Source organism: Propionivibrio soli, assembly GCF_025770765.1.
In the GTDB taxonomy this organism is placed as follows: Bacteria; Pseudomonadota; Gammaproteobacteria; order Burkholderiales; family Rhodocyclaceae; genus Propionivibrio; species Propionivibrio soli.
The window spans coordinates 329393-345272 of sequence record NZ_JANZKY010000002.1 but is presented as its reverse complement, the minus strand read 5'-3'; the positions used below and the strand labels follow the sequence as shown (position 1 = coordinate 345272).

Annotated in this window: 11 protein-coding genes; 8 read left to right on the top strand and 3 right to left on the bottom strand. The window is 61.3% G+C overall.

Features of this window, described 5'->3' with window-relative positions:
- The first annotated feature begins 178 nt into the window (after positions 1–178).
- Together NZ453_RS03595 and mscL are read left to right on the top strand one after the other, a co-directional pair.
- Positions 179–1333 carry a methionine aminotransferase gene (locus NZ453_RS03595; RefSeq protein WP_263768974.1) on the top strand — a complete coding sequence of 385 codons (1155 nt, stop codon included), beginning with the start codon at positions 179–181 and terminating at the stop codon, positions 1331–1333.
- A gap of 97 nt (positions 1334–1430) precedes the next feature.
- Positions 1431–1871 carry a large conductance mechanosensitive channel protein MscL gene (mscL, locus tag NZ453_RS03590; RefSeq protein WP_263768973.1) on the top strand — a complete coding sequence of 147 codons (441 nt, stop codon included), beginning with the start codon at positions 1431–1433 and terminating at the stop codon, positions 1869–1871.
- 101 nt (positions 1872–1972) lie between these two features.
- Here the strand turns inward: mscL and glnE are convergent, their stop codons facing one another.
- Positions 1973–4711, bottom strand: coding sequence for a bifunctional [glutamate--ammonia ligase]-adenylyl-L-tyrosine phosphorylase/[glutamate--ammonia-ligase] adenylyltransferase (gene glnE / locus NZ453_RS03585; protein ID WP_263768972.1), 2739 nt, complete (start codon positions 4709–4711; stop codon positions 1973–1975).
- 186 nt (positions 4712–4897) lie between these two features.
- On the opposite strand from glnE, the gene NZ453_RS03580 reads away from it, so the two are divergent.
- From NZ453_RS03580 to tldD, 3 genes are all read left to right on the top strand, one after another.
- Positions 4898–8884: a YhdP family protein gene (locus NZ453_RS03580; protein ID WP_263768971.1), complete on the top strand. Its 3987-nt coding sequence runs from the start codon at positions 4898–4900 to the stop codon at positions 8882–8884.
- Entirely contained in the window at positions 8865–9701 is an 837-nt protein-coding gene (locus NZ453_RS03575) for a carbon-nitrogen hydrolase family protein (protein ID WP_263768970.1), read from the top strand. Before NZ453_RS03580 ends, NZ453_RS03575 begins: the two co-directional genes overlap by 20 nt.
- A gap of 88 nt (positions 9702–9789) precedes the next feature.
- A complete protein-coding gene (gene tldD, locus NZ453_RS03570) occupies positions 9790–11247 on the top strand; it encodes a metalloprotease TldD (protein ID WP_263768969.1) in 1458 nt (485 codons plus the stop codon).
- A 25-nt stretch (positions 11248–11272) separates the two neighbouring features.
- On the opposite strand, the gene NZ453_RS03565 is transcribed toward tldD, so the two are convergent.
- Positions 11273–11848, bottom strand: a complete 576-nt coding sequence (locus NZ453_RS03565; RefSeq protein WP_263768968.1) for an NnrU family protein — start codon at positions 11846–11848, stop codon at positions 11273–11275.
- Positions 11849–12128: 280 nt separating this feature from the next.
- Between NZ453_RS03565 and aroG the strand changes: the two genes are divergently transcribed.
- Positions 12129–13208 carry a 3-deoxy-7-phosphoheptulonate synthase AroG gene (gene aroG, locus NZ453_RS03560; RefSeq protein ID WP_263768967.1) on the top strand — a complete coding sequence of 360 codons (1080 nt, stop codon included), beginning with the start codon at positions 12129–12131 and terminating at the stop codon, positions 13206–13208.
- Between the two features lie 168 nt (positions 13209–13376).
- Here aroG and NZ453_RS03555 read toward each other — a convergent pair whose 3' ends face one another.
- Positions 13377–13937: a cob(I)yrinic acid a,c-diamide adenosyltransferase gene (locus tag NZ453_RS03555; protein WP_263768966.1), complete on the bottom strand. Its 561-nt coding sequence runs from the start codon at positions 13935–13937 to the stop codon at positions 13377–13379.
- Positions 13938–14044: 107 nt separating this feature from the next.
- Between NZ453_RS03555 and NZ453_RS03550 the strand changes: the two genes are divergently transcribed.
- The gene (locus NZ453_RS03550; protein WP_263768965.1) at positions 14045–14938 is read left to right on the top strand and encodes an HDOD domain-containing protein; all 894 of its coding nucleotides are present in this window, start codon (positions 14045–14047) and stop codon (positions 14936–14938) included.
- Positions 14939–15010: 72 nt separating this feature from the next.
- Positions 15011–15790, top strand: coding sequence for a PP2C family protein-serine/threonine phosphatase (locus NZ453_RS03545; RefSeq protein ID WP_263768963.1), 780 nt, complete (start codon positions 15011–15013; stop codon positions 15788–15790).
- Positions 15791–15880 lie beyond the last annotated feature (90 nt).

The window sequence follows — 15880 nt, the reverse complement described above, 5'->3', positions numbered from 1 at the left end:
TCGTGCGTGGCTCGGTTCCCAGTTTGCCCGCCATACTAATGGCGAAGCGGCTTCCGCGCTAGGGCTGCGGCGGACGTCGGAAGTTCAGTGTCCCTCGCGATGGCTTGGTACCGCTTGCTTCGCGAATTTCCTGCTTCTAGACTCCATTCCTGATTAAACGTTTGTCGCCGGGGAACTGATGACTGCATCGATCGCTGTCGATTCGAAACTGCCGTGGGTAGGAACGACGATCTTTACCGTGATGTCACGGCTCGCCGCCGAAGTCGGTGCGATCAATCTCTCGCAGGGGTTTCCGGATTTCCAGGCCGATGCGGCACTGTTTGATGCGGCGGCCCGGGCGATGCGTGAGGGGCGCAACCAGTACGCGCCGATGACCGGCGTGCCGGAGTTGCGGCGCGCGATTGCCGACAAGGTCGAAGTCCTCTACGGCAAACGCTATGACTCGGACGACGAAATCACAGTCACCGCCGGGGCGACCCAGGCAATCTTCACTGCCATCGCGGCCTTCGTCAGAAGCGGCGATGAGGTCGTGGTCTTTGCCCCGGTGTATGACAGCTACGTGCCTGCGATTGAAGCCGTTGGTGGCAAGGCGGTGTATGCGCATCTCCGCTTCCCGGAGTACCGGCCCGATTGGAACGAAGTACGCGGCCTCATCACGTCGCGCACTCGGATGATTATCGTCAACTCGCCGCATAACCCGACGGGCGGCTCTCTTGACGCGGCGGATCTCGACGCGCTGGCCGATTTGACGTGCAACACCGATATCGTCGTTTTGGCCGACGAGGTCTACGAGCACATTGTCTTCGACGGGGTCCGGCATGCCAGTCTGGCAGCACATCGGGAACTCGCGGCTCGCACGTGCGTCGTCTCCTCGTTTGGCAAGACCTACCACATCACGGGCTGGAAGATTGGCTACCTGCTCGCGGAGGCCGAGCTGATGGCCGAGTTCCGCAAGGTCCATCAGTTCAATGTCTTCTCGGTCAACACGCCGTGCCAATTGGGTATTGCCGAGTACATGCGCGACGCCTCGCGCTACCTGCAGTTGGCCGCCTTTTATCAACGCAAGCGCGACTATTTCCACTCGCTGCTCCGTGGTTCGCGCTTTGAGTTACTGCCCTGCCGGGGAACTTACTTTCAATTGGCGCGTTACGACGCTGTGTCGCCCCTTGCCGATCGCGAATTCGCCGCATGGCTCACACGCGAGATCGGAGTGGCTGCGATCCCGGTGTCGGCCTTCCAGCCCGATGGGCACGACGACCGGGTTGTCCGATTCTGTTTTGCCAAGGAAGAGGCGACGCTAGCGGCCGCTGCCGAGAGGTTGCGCCGCGCGTGAAGAGGCACCGGGGCGGCCGCGGTAACTGCCGCGTCTAGGCGCTTCACCGCACAGGTAGTACAGTTGCATTTCCTCCACTCGCGATAAAGGAGAAACCATGAGTATCCTCCAGGAGTTCAAGCAGTTCGCGATGCGCGGCAACGTCATCGACCTTGCCGTTGGCGTGATCATCGGCGGCGCGTTTGGAAAGATCGTCGATTCGGTCGTGGGCGATCTCATCATGCCCGTCATCGCCTGGATCATGGGCGGGCGACTCGATTTTTCCGGCATGTTCTTCGTGCTCGGCAGTGTGCCGCCGGGAACGGCGATGACGCTCGACGCACTGAAGAAAGCGCAGGTGCCCGTTTTTGCCTATGGCAGCTTCCTCACCATCTTCGTCAACTTCGTCATCCTAGCCTTCATCATTTTCATGATGGTGAAGCAGATGAACCGCCTCAAGCGCTCGGAACCGCCGCCCCCGCCGCCGGCGACTCCCGAAGACATCCTGTTGCTGCGCGAAATCCGCGACAGTCTCAAGAATCCAGCCGAGCAGGGCTGATTCTTTCACTCGTCCGATCTTCGGCTCGTCATGTGGCGAGCCGGTTCTGACGGCATGTGCGTCGTCTATTGCATGTTCGACTGACGGCTGCGGACCGTTGCTCAGCCGAATACAAAGTCCCAAAGCCGGCGGACCGCTTCGATTTCCCGAGTGTGTGCGGCTCGCTCGATGCGTGACTTGCTGATGCCGTCAAGGCGGAAGGCGTGCTGGAGGCGGCGGAAGTCGCGATAGACATCGCGTACCGGGTTCGCAAGCTCAGCGGGAATCAGCCCGAGTTCGGCCGCAATGCCGAGCAGCGCGATGTTGCCCAGGTTTCCGCACAAGCGCGGGTGCGCATGAGCATGTCCGAGAATCAGGTATTGCACGATGAACTCGACGTCGATGAGCCCGCCGGGATCCTGCTTCAGGTCGAAGATCTCCTCGCTGTTTGAGGCATGTGCGTCGAGCATTCGCTGACGCATCGCGAGAACGTCTTCTCTCAACTTTGTGAGGTCGCGCGGCTGACGCAGTATCTCGATGCGCAGCGCTTCGAACTGTGCGCCGAGTTCGACGTCTCCGGCGCAGAACCGCGCCCGGGTCAGCGCTTGGTGCTCCCACGCCCACGCTTTTTGCAGTTCGTATTCGCGGAATGCCTCGAGCGAATTGACGAGCATGCCGGAGTCGCCATTGGGACGCAGACGGAAATCGGTCTCGAAGAGGATGCCGGCCGAGGTCTGGCTCGACATCCACGTACTCATTCGCTGACCCAACCGGGCGTAGAGGGCACCAACGTCGGGTTCCGGATCGTTATGCAGGAAAACGAGGTCGAGGTCAGACCCGTAACCGAGTTCCTTGCCGCCCAGCTTGCCGTAGGCGATGACCGCAAACTTCGGTGGCCGATCCGGGTACGGGTGACGGTCTTTGAGTTTTTCCCAACAAAGGCGCAGCGTGGTTTTGACGACGATGTCAGCAAGTTCGGTGAGGTGATCGGCGAGCCGCTCGACCGTCTGCAGACCCGCGATGTCCTGCGCCAGGAGGCGGAAAACCTGGGCGTGGTGGGCTTCCCGCAGAATATCCATCTCTCGCTCGGTGTCGCCGGCTTGTTCGGCCAGGCGTGCGTCGAGATCCTGACGGAAGCTCTCCCAATCGGTGGCGACTTCGTAGAGGCGCGGATCGAGTACTTCATCCAGGAGAATCGGGTGCCGCGTCAGGTAAGTGGCAGCCCAGGCCGAGCTGCCGATGATTTCAGCGAGTTTGGTCAGGGCTTGCGGATACTGTTGCAGTAGCGCGAGATAGGCACCTCGCCGGCTGATCGTCTCGAAGAAATCGAGTCCGCGTTGCCAGGTGGCGTCGGGTACCGGGGTCGCCGCCGCCGCGGCGATCAAACGCGGCCCGAGCAGGTCTAGACGTTCTCGGATCGGTGCCGCGAGTTGTTGGTATTTGGCGCTCTGGCGGAAGCGATGCAGGCGCTCAAGCATGGCTTTCGGCTGCCGGAAACCGAGGTTGGCCGCGGCTTCGAGCGCGTCGTCACCTTCGTGTTGTTCGTGCCACAGCCCGGCCAGCGGGTGCGTTCCGTTCTCAGGGTCCGAGAAAACCTGTTCGAAATGGCCAGCCACGCGATGACGATGTGCGTCGAGCACCGCGCGCAATTTGCTCCAGTCTGCGAACCCCATGGAGGCGGCGATGATGTGGCGTTCAGCGTCACCGGTCGGCAGCATGTGCGTCTGCGCGTCGGCCACGTACTGCAAGCGGTGTTCAAGGCGACGTAGAAACTCGTAAGCCGCGACCAGTTCGCGTTCGCTTTCTGCCGGCAGGAGGCGCCGCTCAACGAGCAAGCCCAGAACTTTTAGCGTCGGCCGGATTTGCAGTGACGGGTCGCGGCCGCCGCGGATCAGTTGGAACACCTGGGCGATGAATTCGATCTCACGGATGCCGCCCGGGCCGAGCTTGATGTGATCCGCCATATCCTTGCGCGCCACCTCGCGCCGGATCTGGGCGTGCAGATCGCGCATCGCGTTGATGGCGCCGAAGTCCAGGTACTTTCGGAAGATGAACGGGCGTGCGACGTGTTCGAGCATCGTCGTCCATTCGGGTTGGCTGTTGCTGCCTTCGTTCATTACGCGTGCCTTGATCCACGCATAACGCTCCCACTCGCGCCCTTGGGTGATCAGGTAATTCTCAAGTGAGACAATCGAACAGACGAGCGGCCCGGAGTCGCCGTTCGGACGCAAGCGCATATCGACGCGGAAGACTTGCCCGTCCTCGGTGATCTCGTCGAGAGCGGCGATGAGGCGCTTGCCGAGCCGGACGAAAAATTCATACACCTCGATCTTGCGACCGGTTTCCTGGTTTCCTGCCGTTTCGCCGTCCTCCGGGTAGATGAAGATGTAATCGACGTCGGACGAAACGTTGAGTTCACGTCCGCCAAGCTTACCCATGCCGACGACGATCAGACGCTGCGGCTCTCCCTTCTTGTCCAGCGGCTCGCCGAACTGTACGGCCAACTGGCGATGGAGATGGTTAAGGGCAAAATTGGTTGTCACGTCGGCGAGGCAGGTCATCGTCTCGACGACCTCGGCCAACGGTGCCACCCCACAGAGGTCGCGCACGATCAATGCCGCGAGGACGCGCTGACGCAGCTGCCGGAGGATGCGTTTGAGTCCGACTTCATCTTGGGGAGTGCCGTTAACCAGGAATTCGCGCATCAAGCCGGCATCGATGGGCTGGCCGGCATGAGCCTTGAGCCACTCGACAATCTCGGGCCGAGCCGTCAGCAGGTGGAGTAGATAGCGGCTGTGGGATAACGCCGGCTGCCATTCGGCCGGGAAGGCATCGGGGCTGGTTTCGAACCGTTCGTCCATCGTGTATGCAGTGCGCGGGTCAGATTTGTTGGGGCACGCCGTTTGCACGGCCAAAGGCCCGGGAGCGGGCGGCCTCGTTGGCGCCGCCAAAGCGTTTACAATGCGCGTTTATCAGGATTTTCGGAAATTCGCTATTCCAGTGACGTGCATTCATCGTAGGCTAAGTCTTCAGCGGGTCGTTTGTCCATGACGCCGGATGTTCAGCGCGCGCCGGTTGCATTCGTCCGTAGGTCGGCGGTGCGCCGCGTAGCGCGTGCGTTGCTGTGGACGGCTACGGGCATCTACTTCGGGTTCGTCGCGCTTGTCCTGATCCTCCGCTACAGCATCCTCCCGAACATCGAGCATTACCGTTCGGCGATCGAGCGCATGGCGGGCGAGGTCATGCAGCAGACGGTCAGTATCGGGCGTATCGAAGCCAGTTGGGCGGGTATCAATCCCGATCTCACCTTGCTCGATGTCCGCGTGGATGATCGCGAGGGGCGGCCGGCCATTGCCTTTTCGCGAGTCGAGGCCGTCTTGTCGTGGTGGTCCGTTCCTACCGGGCAGTTCCGTTTGCGCCTGCTGCGTATCGAGGAGCCGACGCTGAATATCCGCCGCGATAAGGACGGGCGCTTTTCGGTTGCCGGCATCCCGGTCAGCAACGAAGAGCGGGAGGGCGGCGGCGTCTCGAAGTGGATATTCGCGCAGAAACACATCCGCATTCTCGGTGCGACGGTCGTCTGGGAAGATGACCTGCGCGGTGCGCCGGCGCTCGTACTCGAGGACCTCAACTTCGCGTTGGACAACGAGAGCGGCCATCATCGTTTCGGCCTTACGGCCATGCCTCCGGCGGAATTGGCCTCGCGGATCGACGTGCGTGGCGATTTTCGCGGCACGGATATCGGAGAAATGGAGCTTGGGTCGGGACAGGCCTATGCCGAGATCGGGTACGCGGACCTTGCTGTGTGGCGGCAATGGGTCGACTACCCCTTTGCTCTGCCTTATGGACGCGGGGCTTTGCGTGCCTGGCTGGCGATCGTCCGCGGCGAGTTGCGCGAGATCACGGCTGACGTTTCGCTGGAAGACGTCAATCTGCGCCTGGCGAAAGATCTTCCACCAATAGATCTTGATCGCATGTCGGGGCGGATCGGCGCCCGGTTTTCGGATACTGGTTTTGAAGCCGATGGGCGGCGCGTCGAATTGCGTACCCGGGCGGCCGAAAGCGGAGCCGAAAGGCGAGAAGCGATCGTCATCGAGCCCACCGATTTTCACGTCAAGTGGCAACCGCTGGCCGACGGCAAACGCGTCGCAGGTGCCGCGAATGCGAGCCGGTTGGATCTGGAGGCGCTGGCCCGGTTGGCGGGGTACTTGCCGTTGGACGCCCAGTCGCGCCAACTGTTGAGCGAGTATGCCCCGAGTGGCAGAGTGCGCGATCTCAACGTGAAGTGGGAAGGCGACGCCGATCGTTTGTATACCTACTCGGGGAAAGCCGGGTTCGAACAACTGGAACTGAAAGCGAACGGTTATTTCCCAGGGTTTTCCGGGCTGTCGGGGACGTTGGAGGCAACGGAAAAAGGCGGTACTGCGGTGCTCGACGCCAAGGCGTCAACGCTGGATCTACCGACCGTTTTCCCGGTACCGTTGATTGCTCTCGATACGCTCAAGGCGCAAGCGCGCTGGCGGCTTGAGAGCGGCGAACTGACGGTTGAACTGCCGCACGCCGAGTTCGCTGGGCCTGAAGCGGCAGGATCGGCCCAAGGAACATACCGTACGACCGGCGAAGGCCCCGGGCGTATCGACATGACGGCGGAGCTTACGCGCGGTGATGCGCGAGCCGTGTGGCGGTACATGCCGCACGTGGTCGGTGCGGGTGCGCGCAAGTGGTTGCATGAATCCCTGGTTTCCGGATATGCGCCGGAAGCCCATTTGACGCTCAAGGGCGATCTGCGCGACTTCCCTTTCCTTGACAAACGCAAAGGCGTCTTCCTGGTTACGGTGAAAGCGCGCGACGTTGTCCTGGACTATGCCAAGGGATGGCCGCGTATCGAGGGGATCGAAGGCGATCTGCGCTTTGAAGGCGCCGGGATGGTGGTCGATGCCCACCGGGGAACGATTCTCGGCGCGAAACTTTCGAACACGCGCGCGGAAATCCCCGATTTCGACGCGCCAACCTCCGTTCTCCACATCAAGGGTAAGGCGGATGGGCCGACGGCCGAGTTTCTCAAGTTCGTCGAGCAGAGCCCCGTCGGCGAGCGTATCGATCACTTTACCGAGGACATGCGGGCGTCAGGCAATGGGAGTCTCGATCTGCGCCTATCAATTCCGCTCGACGAAGCAAAACTCGATGATTCGAAGATTGATGGGACTTTCCGCTTCGCCAACAACGAGGTGACGGTCGATCCCGGTTTGCCGGCGATCGGGCAAGTGAACGGCAGCTTGCAGTTCTCCGGTCGCGATCTGCGGATTCCTGACATCAACGCCAATTTCCTCGGCGGTCCGCTCAAGATCCGGGGCGGTACCCAAAAAGATGGCCGCGTGCTGATAACGGCCAATGGCACTGCCGATATCGCGCAGTTGCGTCGCCAGGTTAATTCGCCTTTGCTTGCTAGGCTTTCTGGCGCGACGCCTTACCGCGGGGAGGTCCGCGTCAACAAGCGTAACGCCGACCTCGTCATCGAATCGTCGCTCGTCGGGATCGCATCGACTTTCCCGGAGCCTCTGTCCAAGGCCGCCGAAACGCTGCTGCCGTTGCGTTTCGAAAAGCGCTCGTTGGTAGGCGATGAGAAACCGTCCGCAACGGACTCCGCGGCAGCCGTCGCCCGTGACCAGATTGATGTCGCCCTCGGCGACAAGATGGCGATCCGGCTCAATCGACGCAAGCAAGCCGAAGGGTTCGTCCCGGAACGAGGGGCGATTGCCGTGGGGCGGCCGCTGCAACTGCCGGAAAGCGGGGTTGTTGCGGGTATCACCGTGTCGCGTCTCGATACCGATGCCTGGCGTCGGGCGCTTTCCACGCCATCCGGGAGTGGCAGTGGCGGCGACGAGCGCGGCGGCTTCGGGCTTAATGCCGTCAACCTCAAGGCGAACGAATTCATCGTCTTCGGTCATCAACTGGACGACGTGGATATGACGGCGAGCGCGGTGCGCGGAGGGGATTGGAAAATCCGCCTGAACGCCCGCCAAGCCGCCGGAGACCTGGAATGGGATAGCGCCGGCAATGGCCGAGTCACGGCTCGTTTGCGTCATCTGACGCTCTCCGACTCCGGCGCTTCGCAGGCCACTTCGACGCCGACGACCAACGCCGAACAGACGGAACGCTTGCCGGCGCTTGACATCGTCGCCGACGATTTCGTTCTCGGAAAAAAGCGTTTCGGCCGTCTGGAACTGCAAGCACGTAACGAAGCCCGAATCTGGCGCCTGGACAAGGTCGAGATGACGAACCCGAATGGCCGCCTCACCGGTAGCGGGCAGTGGCAATCAGGAAACGGTACCAGCCGGACGCAACTGGCGTTCCGGATCGAAAGCGACGATGTGGGCAAGCTGCTCGACCGTGTCGGCTATCCAGAGACCGTGCGTTCCGGAAGCGCCCAACTCGAGGGGCGAATCGGCTGGAATGGCGCGCCGACGGACTTCGACTATCCATCGCTGAACGGCGACATCAAGCTCGAGGCGAGCAAGGGCCAGTTCGTCAAGCTTGACCCGGGAGCGGCCGGAAAATTGCTTGGTTTGATCAGCCTGCAGGGGCTACCGCGCCGGATATCCCTGGACTTCAAGGACGTATTCAGTGAAGGGCTGGCTTTCGATAGCATCACGAGTAAGGTGGCCGTGCGCAGCGGTGTTATGCGAACGGAGCGATTGCAGATCGACAGCACGTCGGCCCGTGTAGTCATGCGTGGCGAAGTGGATCTGCAGCGCGAGACACAACACCTTAACGTGAACGTGCAGCCGGAACTCGGTGGGACGGCGGCACTCGGGGTCGCCCTCGTCAACCCGGTCGCTGGCGTGGCTACGCTGCTTGCCCACAAGATTCTGCAAAACCCGCTCAATCATATGTTCGGTTACGAGTACCTCGTTACCGGTACGTGGGATGACCCGAAAGTCGAACGCGTTGCGCGCACCGAGCCGACGTTGTTGCCTCGCCTGCCGACGATTCCCAATACTTCTGGAAACAGCGATGAATCCTCAGCCAAGTGATTTCGAACATCCCCTCGCCAACGCTCGCGTGGCCGCGGTGCAGATGGTGTCGACGCCGCGCGTCGAGGAAAACCTCGCCACGGCGGCCGCGCTGATTGCAGACGCAGCCACCCATGGCGCCCGTCTGGTCGTGTTGCCCGAATACTTCCCGATCATGGGGATGCGCGACTCGGACAAGGTGCGCGTGCGTGAACAAGAAGGGACTGGTCCGATCCAGGACTTTCTGTCCAACGCGGCACGCGAGCACGGGATCTGGTTAATCGGCGGGTCGATGCCTCTGGTCAGTCGTGATCCTGGAAAGGTTCTCAACACGACCCTAGTGTTCAACCCAGACGGCCGGCGTGTAGCGCGTTACGACAAGATCCATCTGTTCGGCTTCCAGAAGGGAACCGAACGCTACAACGAGAGCGCCACGATCGAACCCGGCTCCTCGCCGGTGGTGATCGACACGCCGTTTGCCCGCGTTGGCCTTTCGATCTGCTACGACGTGCGCTTCCCGGAGCTTTATCGCGCCTTGGGTGTCGTAGACCTTGTCGTCGTTCCTGCCGCCTTCACCGAAGTCACCGGACGATCGCATTGGGAAATCCTGCTGCGCGCCCGGGCGATCGAGAACCAGTGTTATGTCCTCGCCAGCGCACAAGGCGGCAAGCACGAGAACGGCCGGGAAACGCACGGCAATAGTATGTTGATCGATCCTTGGGGCGAGGTTGTGGATCGCTTGCCGAAGGGGGCTGGGGTGGTGATCGGCGAGATCGACCATGCCCGCATCGCCGAAGTGCGCGCTAGCCTGCCGGCACTCGCGCATCGCGTCATGTAGCCGGTCAGCGCAACCACGAGGAGGATTTCCTCGCCTCCCGCCTCCTTCCCGTTAGCCAATACCTGGATATCCAGATACCGGAAATACAATGGACACCAAATCGCAATCCCTGCTTCTACAGGCCAAGAAAACGCTCCTGACGCCCTACGGTCTCGACGTGGCCGATCTCAATAAAGTGTTCGGAACGATCATGGCTCATGATGTCGATTATGCCGACCTCTATTTTCAGTACAGCCGTTCCGAGGCCTGGAGCCTTGAGGAGGGCATCGTCAAGTCGGGCAGTTTCAATATTGACGAAGGTGTCGGAGTGCGCGCTATCTCGGGGGAGAAAACGGCGTTCGCCTACTCGGACGATATCAGCCGACCGGCGCTCGCCGATGCCGCTTCCGCGGTGCGCGCGATCGCCGCCGCGGGGCAGCGCCGACGCACTCGCGCGAAAGCGCTGCAGCAACGGAAAGGCCATGCACTCTACGTTCCGAACGATCCACTCGCGTCGCTCGATGCGACGGCGAAAGTGAAAGTCCTCGAGCGGCTCGAGAGCTATGCGCGGGCCGAGGACTCGCGAGTGACACAGGTGATGGCGCATATTTCGGGCGAGTATGAAGTCGTTCTCGTCGCGGGTAGCGATGGTCGTCTGGCGGCGGACGTTCGGCCTCTCGTACGGATTTCGATCACCGTCATAGTGGAGAGCGAAGGTGGTTTGCGCGAGCAGGGATCGGCGGGGGGCGGCGGGCGAACCGATTACAGCTATTTCACCGACGACATCCTGCGTCAGTACGCCAAGGAGGCCGTGCACCAAGCGGTGACCAACCTGGCGGCCAAGCCTGCGCCGGCAGGTACGATGACGGTCGTGCTCGGGCCGGGATGGCCCGGCATACTCCTGCATGAAGCGGTCGGCCACGGGCTTGAAGGCGATTTCAATCGCAAGGGCAGTTCAACTTTTGCAGGGCGCGTCGGCCAGCGCGTGGCGGCGCGAGGTGTGACGGTCGTGGACGACGGCACGATCGCGCATCGGCGCGGCTCGCTGAATATCGATGACGAAGGCAACCCGACGCAGCGGACCGTTCTGATCGAGGACGGCGTTCTGCGCGGGTACATGCAGGACAGCTTGAATGCCCGGCTGATGGGGGTTGCGCCCACGGGCAATGCGCGGCGCGAATCGTTCGCCCACTTACCCTTGCCGCGTATGACGAATACAACGATGCTGGCCGGCGACAAGAGCCCGGACGAAATCATACGGTCCGTCAAGAAAGGCATCTACGCGGTGAACTTCGGCGGCGGCCAGGTGGACATAACGAACGGCAAATTCGTGTTCTCGATGTCCGAGGCGTACATGATCGAGAACGGCAAGCTCACCTATCCGGTCAAGGGGGCCACCTTGATCGGCAGCGGTCCCGAGGCGATGACGCGCGTTTCGATGATCGGCGACGATGTGCGCCTCGATCCGGGTGTCGGAACCTGTGGCAAGGATGGTCAGAGTGTTCCTGTCGGCGTCGGTCAGCCGACCTTACGCATCGACGGTCTTACCGTGGGGGGCACGGCGTAGGGCGGGGCCATGCCTGGCCCGAGCCTTACATCGGCGATACGCCGACGAGCCACCGATGTGCGAAGCCGACGAATAGACCCCACGCGGTCAAGCCGACCAACACGACGGCGGCATTGCGGCCCACGCTCACTGCCGGATAGGTAACTCCTGCGCGGCGATCCCGCGCCCGGGACACCGTGTAGTCCGCGACGGACCAGATGAGGAATGCGCCAAACAGGATGATGTCGGCAGTGCGCCCGTTGGCGAGCAGGTGTGCCAGTGACCACAGAACGACGCCGGCAAGCATGGGATGGCCGAGCGCCCGCTTGATGCTGTTGCCGGGAACGTACGCCGCGACGAGCATGATGAATGCGAAAACCATGATCAAGAGCGCAAAGTGCCGCGTCCATAGCGGCGGATACCATAGGTCGATCGGGGCGGACCGCGTCTGGCCGTAGCCCCATACAATGAGCGCCAGGCCGGCGATAGAAAGCACGCTGTAGATCCCTTTCCATGGGCCTTCTCCGCGCCTGGCGAGCTGTCGGTCGCGCCACTCGCCTGCCACCATGCGCACGGAATGTGTTCCTAGAAAGACCAACAAACCGAGGATCAGCACAGTCATGGTTTTCTCCAAGTAAGTGCCAGTGCGGCGACCCAAGTTGCTTCGGGCCGGAAACTCCTGGCACGGATACTCTTATCTCCGCTCAGTGTAGCCTGCCAGAGGGAGGCGATAGCGACCCGGCGCTCCGCTCGGCCGAACCACCGCTATCAGGCGAATCGATGAACTTCCACGGTTTCGTCTGGCACAAAGAGGTGGCGTGAAGGGTGACGTACGTATGGATAGGTTTCAAGTAGAATCGATTTCTTTGTCCAAGCCGATTGATAAGAGTTCCGGAAGGATTATGACGTTGCTAAACAAGCCGAATACCGACGACGTTCGCATCAAGGAGATCAAGGAAGTCGTACCTCCCGTGCATGTGTTTCGCGAGTTTCCGGCGAGTCCGCAAGCCGCGCAGACGACATTCAACGCACGGCAGGCGATACACCGGATTCTTCATGGTGCCGACGACCGGTTGCTTGTAGTCATCGGGCCGTGCTCGATTCACGACGTGGATGTCGCGCTGGATTATGCAAAGCGCCTGCGAGAGGAAACGGCGCGATTCGAGAAGGATCTTCTGCTCGTCATGCGGGTCTATTTCGAGAAGCCGCGTACGACTGTCGGATGGAAAGGGCTGATCAACGATCCGCGCCTGGACAGCAGCTATCGCATCAACGAAGGGCTGCGGCTGGCGCGTGGCTTGTTGCTTGAGATCAACGAAATCGGCTTGCCGTGCGCGACCGAGTTCCTCGATACGATCACCCCGCAATACACGGCGGACCTTATCGCCTGGGGAGCGATCGGCGCTCGGACGACGGAGTCGCAGGTCCACCGCGAGTTGGCTTCCGGCTTGTCCTGTCCCGTCGGGTTCAAGAACGGCACAGACGGCAACGTACGGATTGCGATCGACGCGATCCGCGCGGCGCAGTCTCCGCACCACTTCCTTTCCGTTACCAAAGCCGGCCATTCGGCGATCGTGTCCACGGCGGGCAACGAGGATTGTCACGTGATCCTGCGTGGCGGGCGCGGACCCAACTATGATGCCGCACACGTCGCCGCGGCGGCACGCGAGATTGCGGACGCGGCGCTCGCGGCGCGCCTGATGATCGATCTTTCGCATGCCAACAGCAGCAAGGAATTCAAACGTCAAATCGAAGTCGCTCGTGATGTCTCGGCTCAGCTCACGGCAGGCGAAGACCGCATCGTCGGTGTGATGGTGGAATCGCACCTCGTCGAAGGACGGCAGAATCTGGTGCCCGGAAAACCGCTTGAGTATGGCAAGAGCATCACCGACGCTTGCCTGGGCTGGGAAGATTCGCTGACCGTCCTCGAAATCCTCGCCGAGGGCGTTCGGGCGCGGCGACTTACGAGAGCCGAGCAGTAAGCGAGTCGCTTTCGTTCTTGCCGGTCGGCGGTTGTGGCGGTGGTTGAGCCGCGAGCCAGCGATGTTCCTGCCGTTACCGCCTGACCGTGTCCTGAAAGGGCTCCTTTGGTGCTCTGTGTTTCGAGTTGTGCATTGGGAGGCGACGCGGTGCCGTCTCCCCTCCGTCGATCACGATTTCGCTTCGTTGCGACGTGGCTTCCATAAGACATCACCGCCGCCACCCGCGGTGTTCAATGTGCGTCCGAGAACGAAGAGCAGGTCCGACAGTCGGTTGAGATATTTGCGCACATGCTCTGAAACAGCCTCCTCGTTCGCCAGCCGGATCACCTGCCGCTCGACTCGCCGACAGATCGCGCGCGACATGTGGGCCAGCGCCGCGGCGCGCGTACCTCCCGGCAGGATGAACTCCTTGAGCGGCGTCAATTGGTCGTTGAAGTGATTAACCCGCTCCTCGATACGCTGGATATGCGCCTCGAGGATGGCCGTTGCGCCCGGGATACAAAGCTCGCCACCCAAATCGAAAAGGTCGTGCTGAATCTCGGTCAACGCATCTCGAACATCGTCCGGGATACTTTCGGCAAGCACGACGCCAAGGCTTGAATTCAGCTCATCGACCTCGCCGATCGCCTCGATACGGGAGCAATCCTTGGCTACGCGCGAGCCGTCGCCGAGTCCAGTGGTGCCGGCATCGCCGGTGCGTGTGACGATCTTGGATAGACGATTTCCCATGCGTGAATTCCTGACAAAATAACCGGCGAGCGGACGATTATATCGGAAGGAAGGTCGCCCGCCGGATAGGGTCCAGGTGGAGCCCGCAACTATCAGCCGGACGGAAAATGGCATTCGACAAGTCGTTGCTGTCACACCTCGACGATGAGGAGTGCAAGAAGATCAAACGCCTCATCGAAAAGGGCGTCACGATCCCGGCACAGCGGCGCGTGTTGACCCAACTTCAGGAAGCCCTCGCTGCAGGCGTTTCCGACGTACGCGCCATCGCGCGCATCATTTCGCAGGATCCGGGCATTGTTGCGATGCTCTTCAAGATCGTGCAGAGCGCTGTATTCAAGCGCTTCCAGCCCTTTGTGTCGCTGGAACATATCGTTCAGGCCGTCGGGTTGCACCAGACGGGGAATCTGGTACGTGCCATTGCGCTTTCCTCGGCGTTGCCGCCGAAGCAAAACCGCAAGGCGTTCGAGGCCTTCTGGGTACGTTCGCAGGCAATATCGGAACTCGCGATGCTGATCGCCGAGGAGCGTGTCGCCGTATGTAATATCTTTCCCGATCAGGCATGCCTTGCTGGCATTTTTCACGACTGCGGCGTGCCGGTGTTGATGCAGCGGTTCTCCACGTACTGCAAGGATATGCGCCTTGAAGAACCCGGTCGCTGGATTGACCTCGCGGAAGAGGACGCAAGGTTCAATGCCGACCATTGCGTGGTGGGCTATCTGGTGGGCAAGCACTGGCGACTTCCCGATTTCATTTGCGATGCGATCCGCTACCACCACGACATTGCCGGCATCGGGCACCATGCGGCGCGTACCATGGTGGCGATTCTCCAGTTAGCGATCCGCTTCTACTACATCGACCAGCATATGGACACCCCGGACTGGACCGGTGTGCAGGAGGACGTGCTGGACGAGTTAGGGCTAGGGGAAGATACCTTGCCGGAGCTCACCGATATCGTACTTGACCGTTACCACAACGCTGCGCCGGCAGCCGCTGGCGTCTGATTCGCCGGGCAAGCAGCCGGCATAACCGTAAAACAAACATGGTATCCTCCTCTTCCGGGGAGAGTCAGCATAATGTCGATCATGATAGACGCCTGCGTTGCCCAGCATCAGGGGGATCGCAAGGAACAGCAGGACCGCGTCGCCTTGATGCCTCATCCCAGAGGCGGTGGCGTTGCTCTGGCGGTGGTCGCCGACGGTATGGGGGGGCACGAAGGGGGGGCGCTTGCTGCAGAGCAGGTCATCCACACGGCGCGTACTTGTCTTGGACAATTTTCGGCGCGCACTGAGTCGCCGCACGAAATGCTCCAGTCCAGCCTGACCGAGGCGCATATCCTCATCAAGGCATCGCGCTTTATCAATGAAAAGGACCCGCACAGCACGGCGGTCATGCTGCTCCTGCAGCCGGGGCGGGTCACCTGGGCGCACTGTGGCGATAGCCGGCTTTATCATTTCCGGGGTGATCAGCTACTCTCGCGTACGGCCGACCACTCTTACGTCGAGCAACTCGTCGCAAAAAAGAAGATCACCCCCGAGCAGGCGCTGGTGCATCCCAACCGCAATATCCTGCTGACGTCGCTCGGCGGTGTCGACGCGCCGCGCATCGATTTTGCGGAAGCCGAAGAGCTACGCGCAGGCGACGCTTTTCTGCTGTGTTCTGACGGACTTTGGGCCTACTTCGATGCCTCCGAGCTAGCCGCCATCATCGCGGCGTCGTCGGCCAGGGAAGCGTCGGAGATACTGATTGAGCGCGCGCGGACGCGCGCTCAAGGCGAGGGCGATAACCTTTCGCTGGCGATCCTGAAGTTCGTCGACGTGCCGGAGAAAAAAGCGCATCCCGCTGTTGCGCGTTAGGGTACTGACTCTCAGCAGCCACCTGGCTGAAGCGTTTTTTTCGTTGAGTCAGCTTACACGAATGTCGCCTCAACCCCGGGCGTTCTCGCG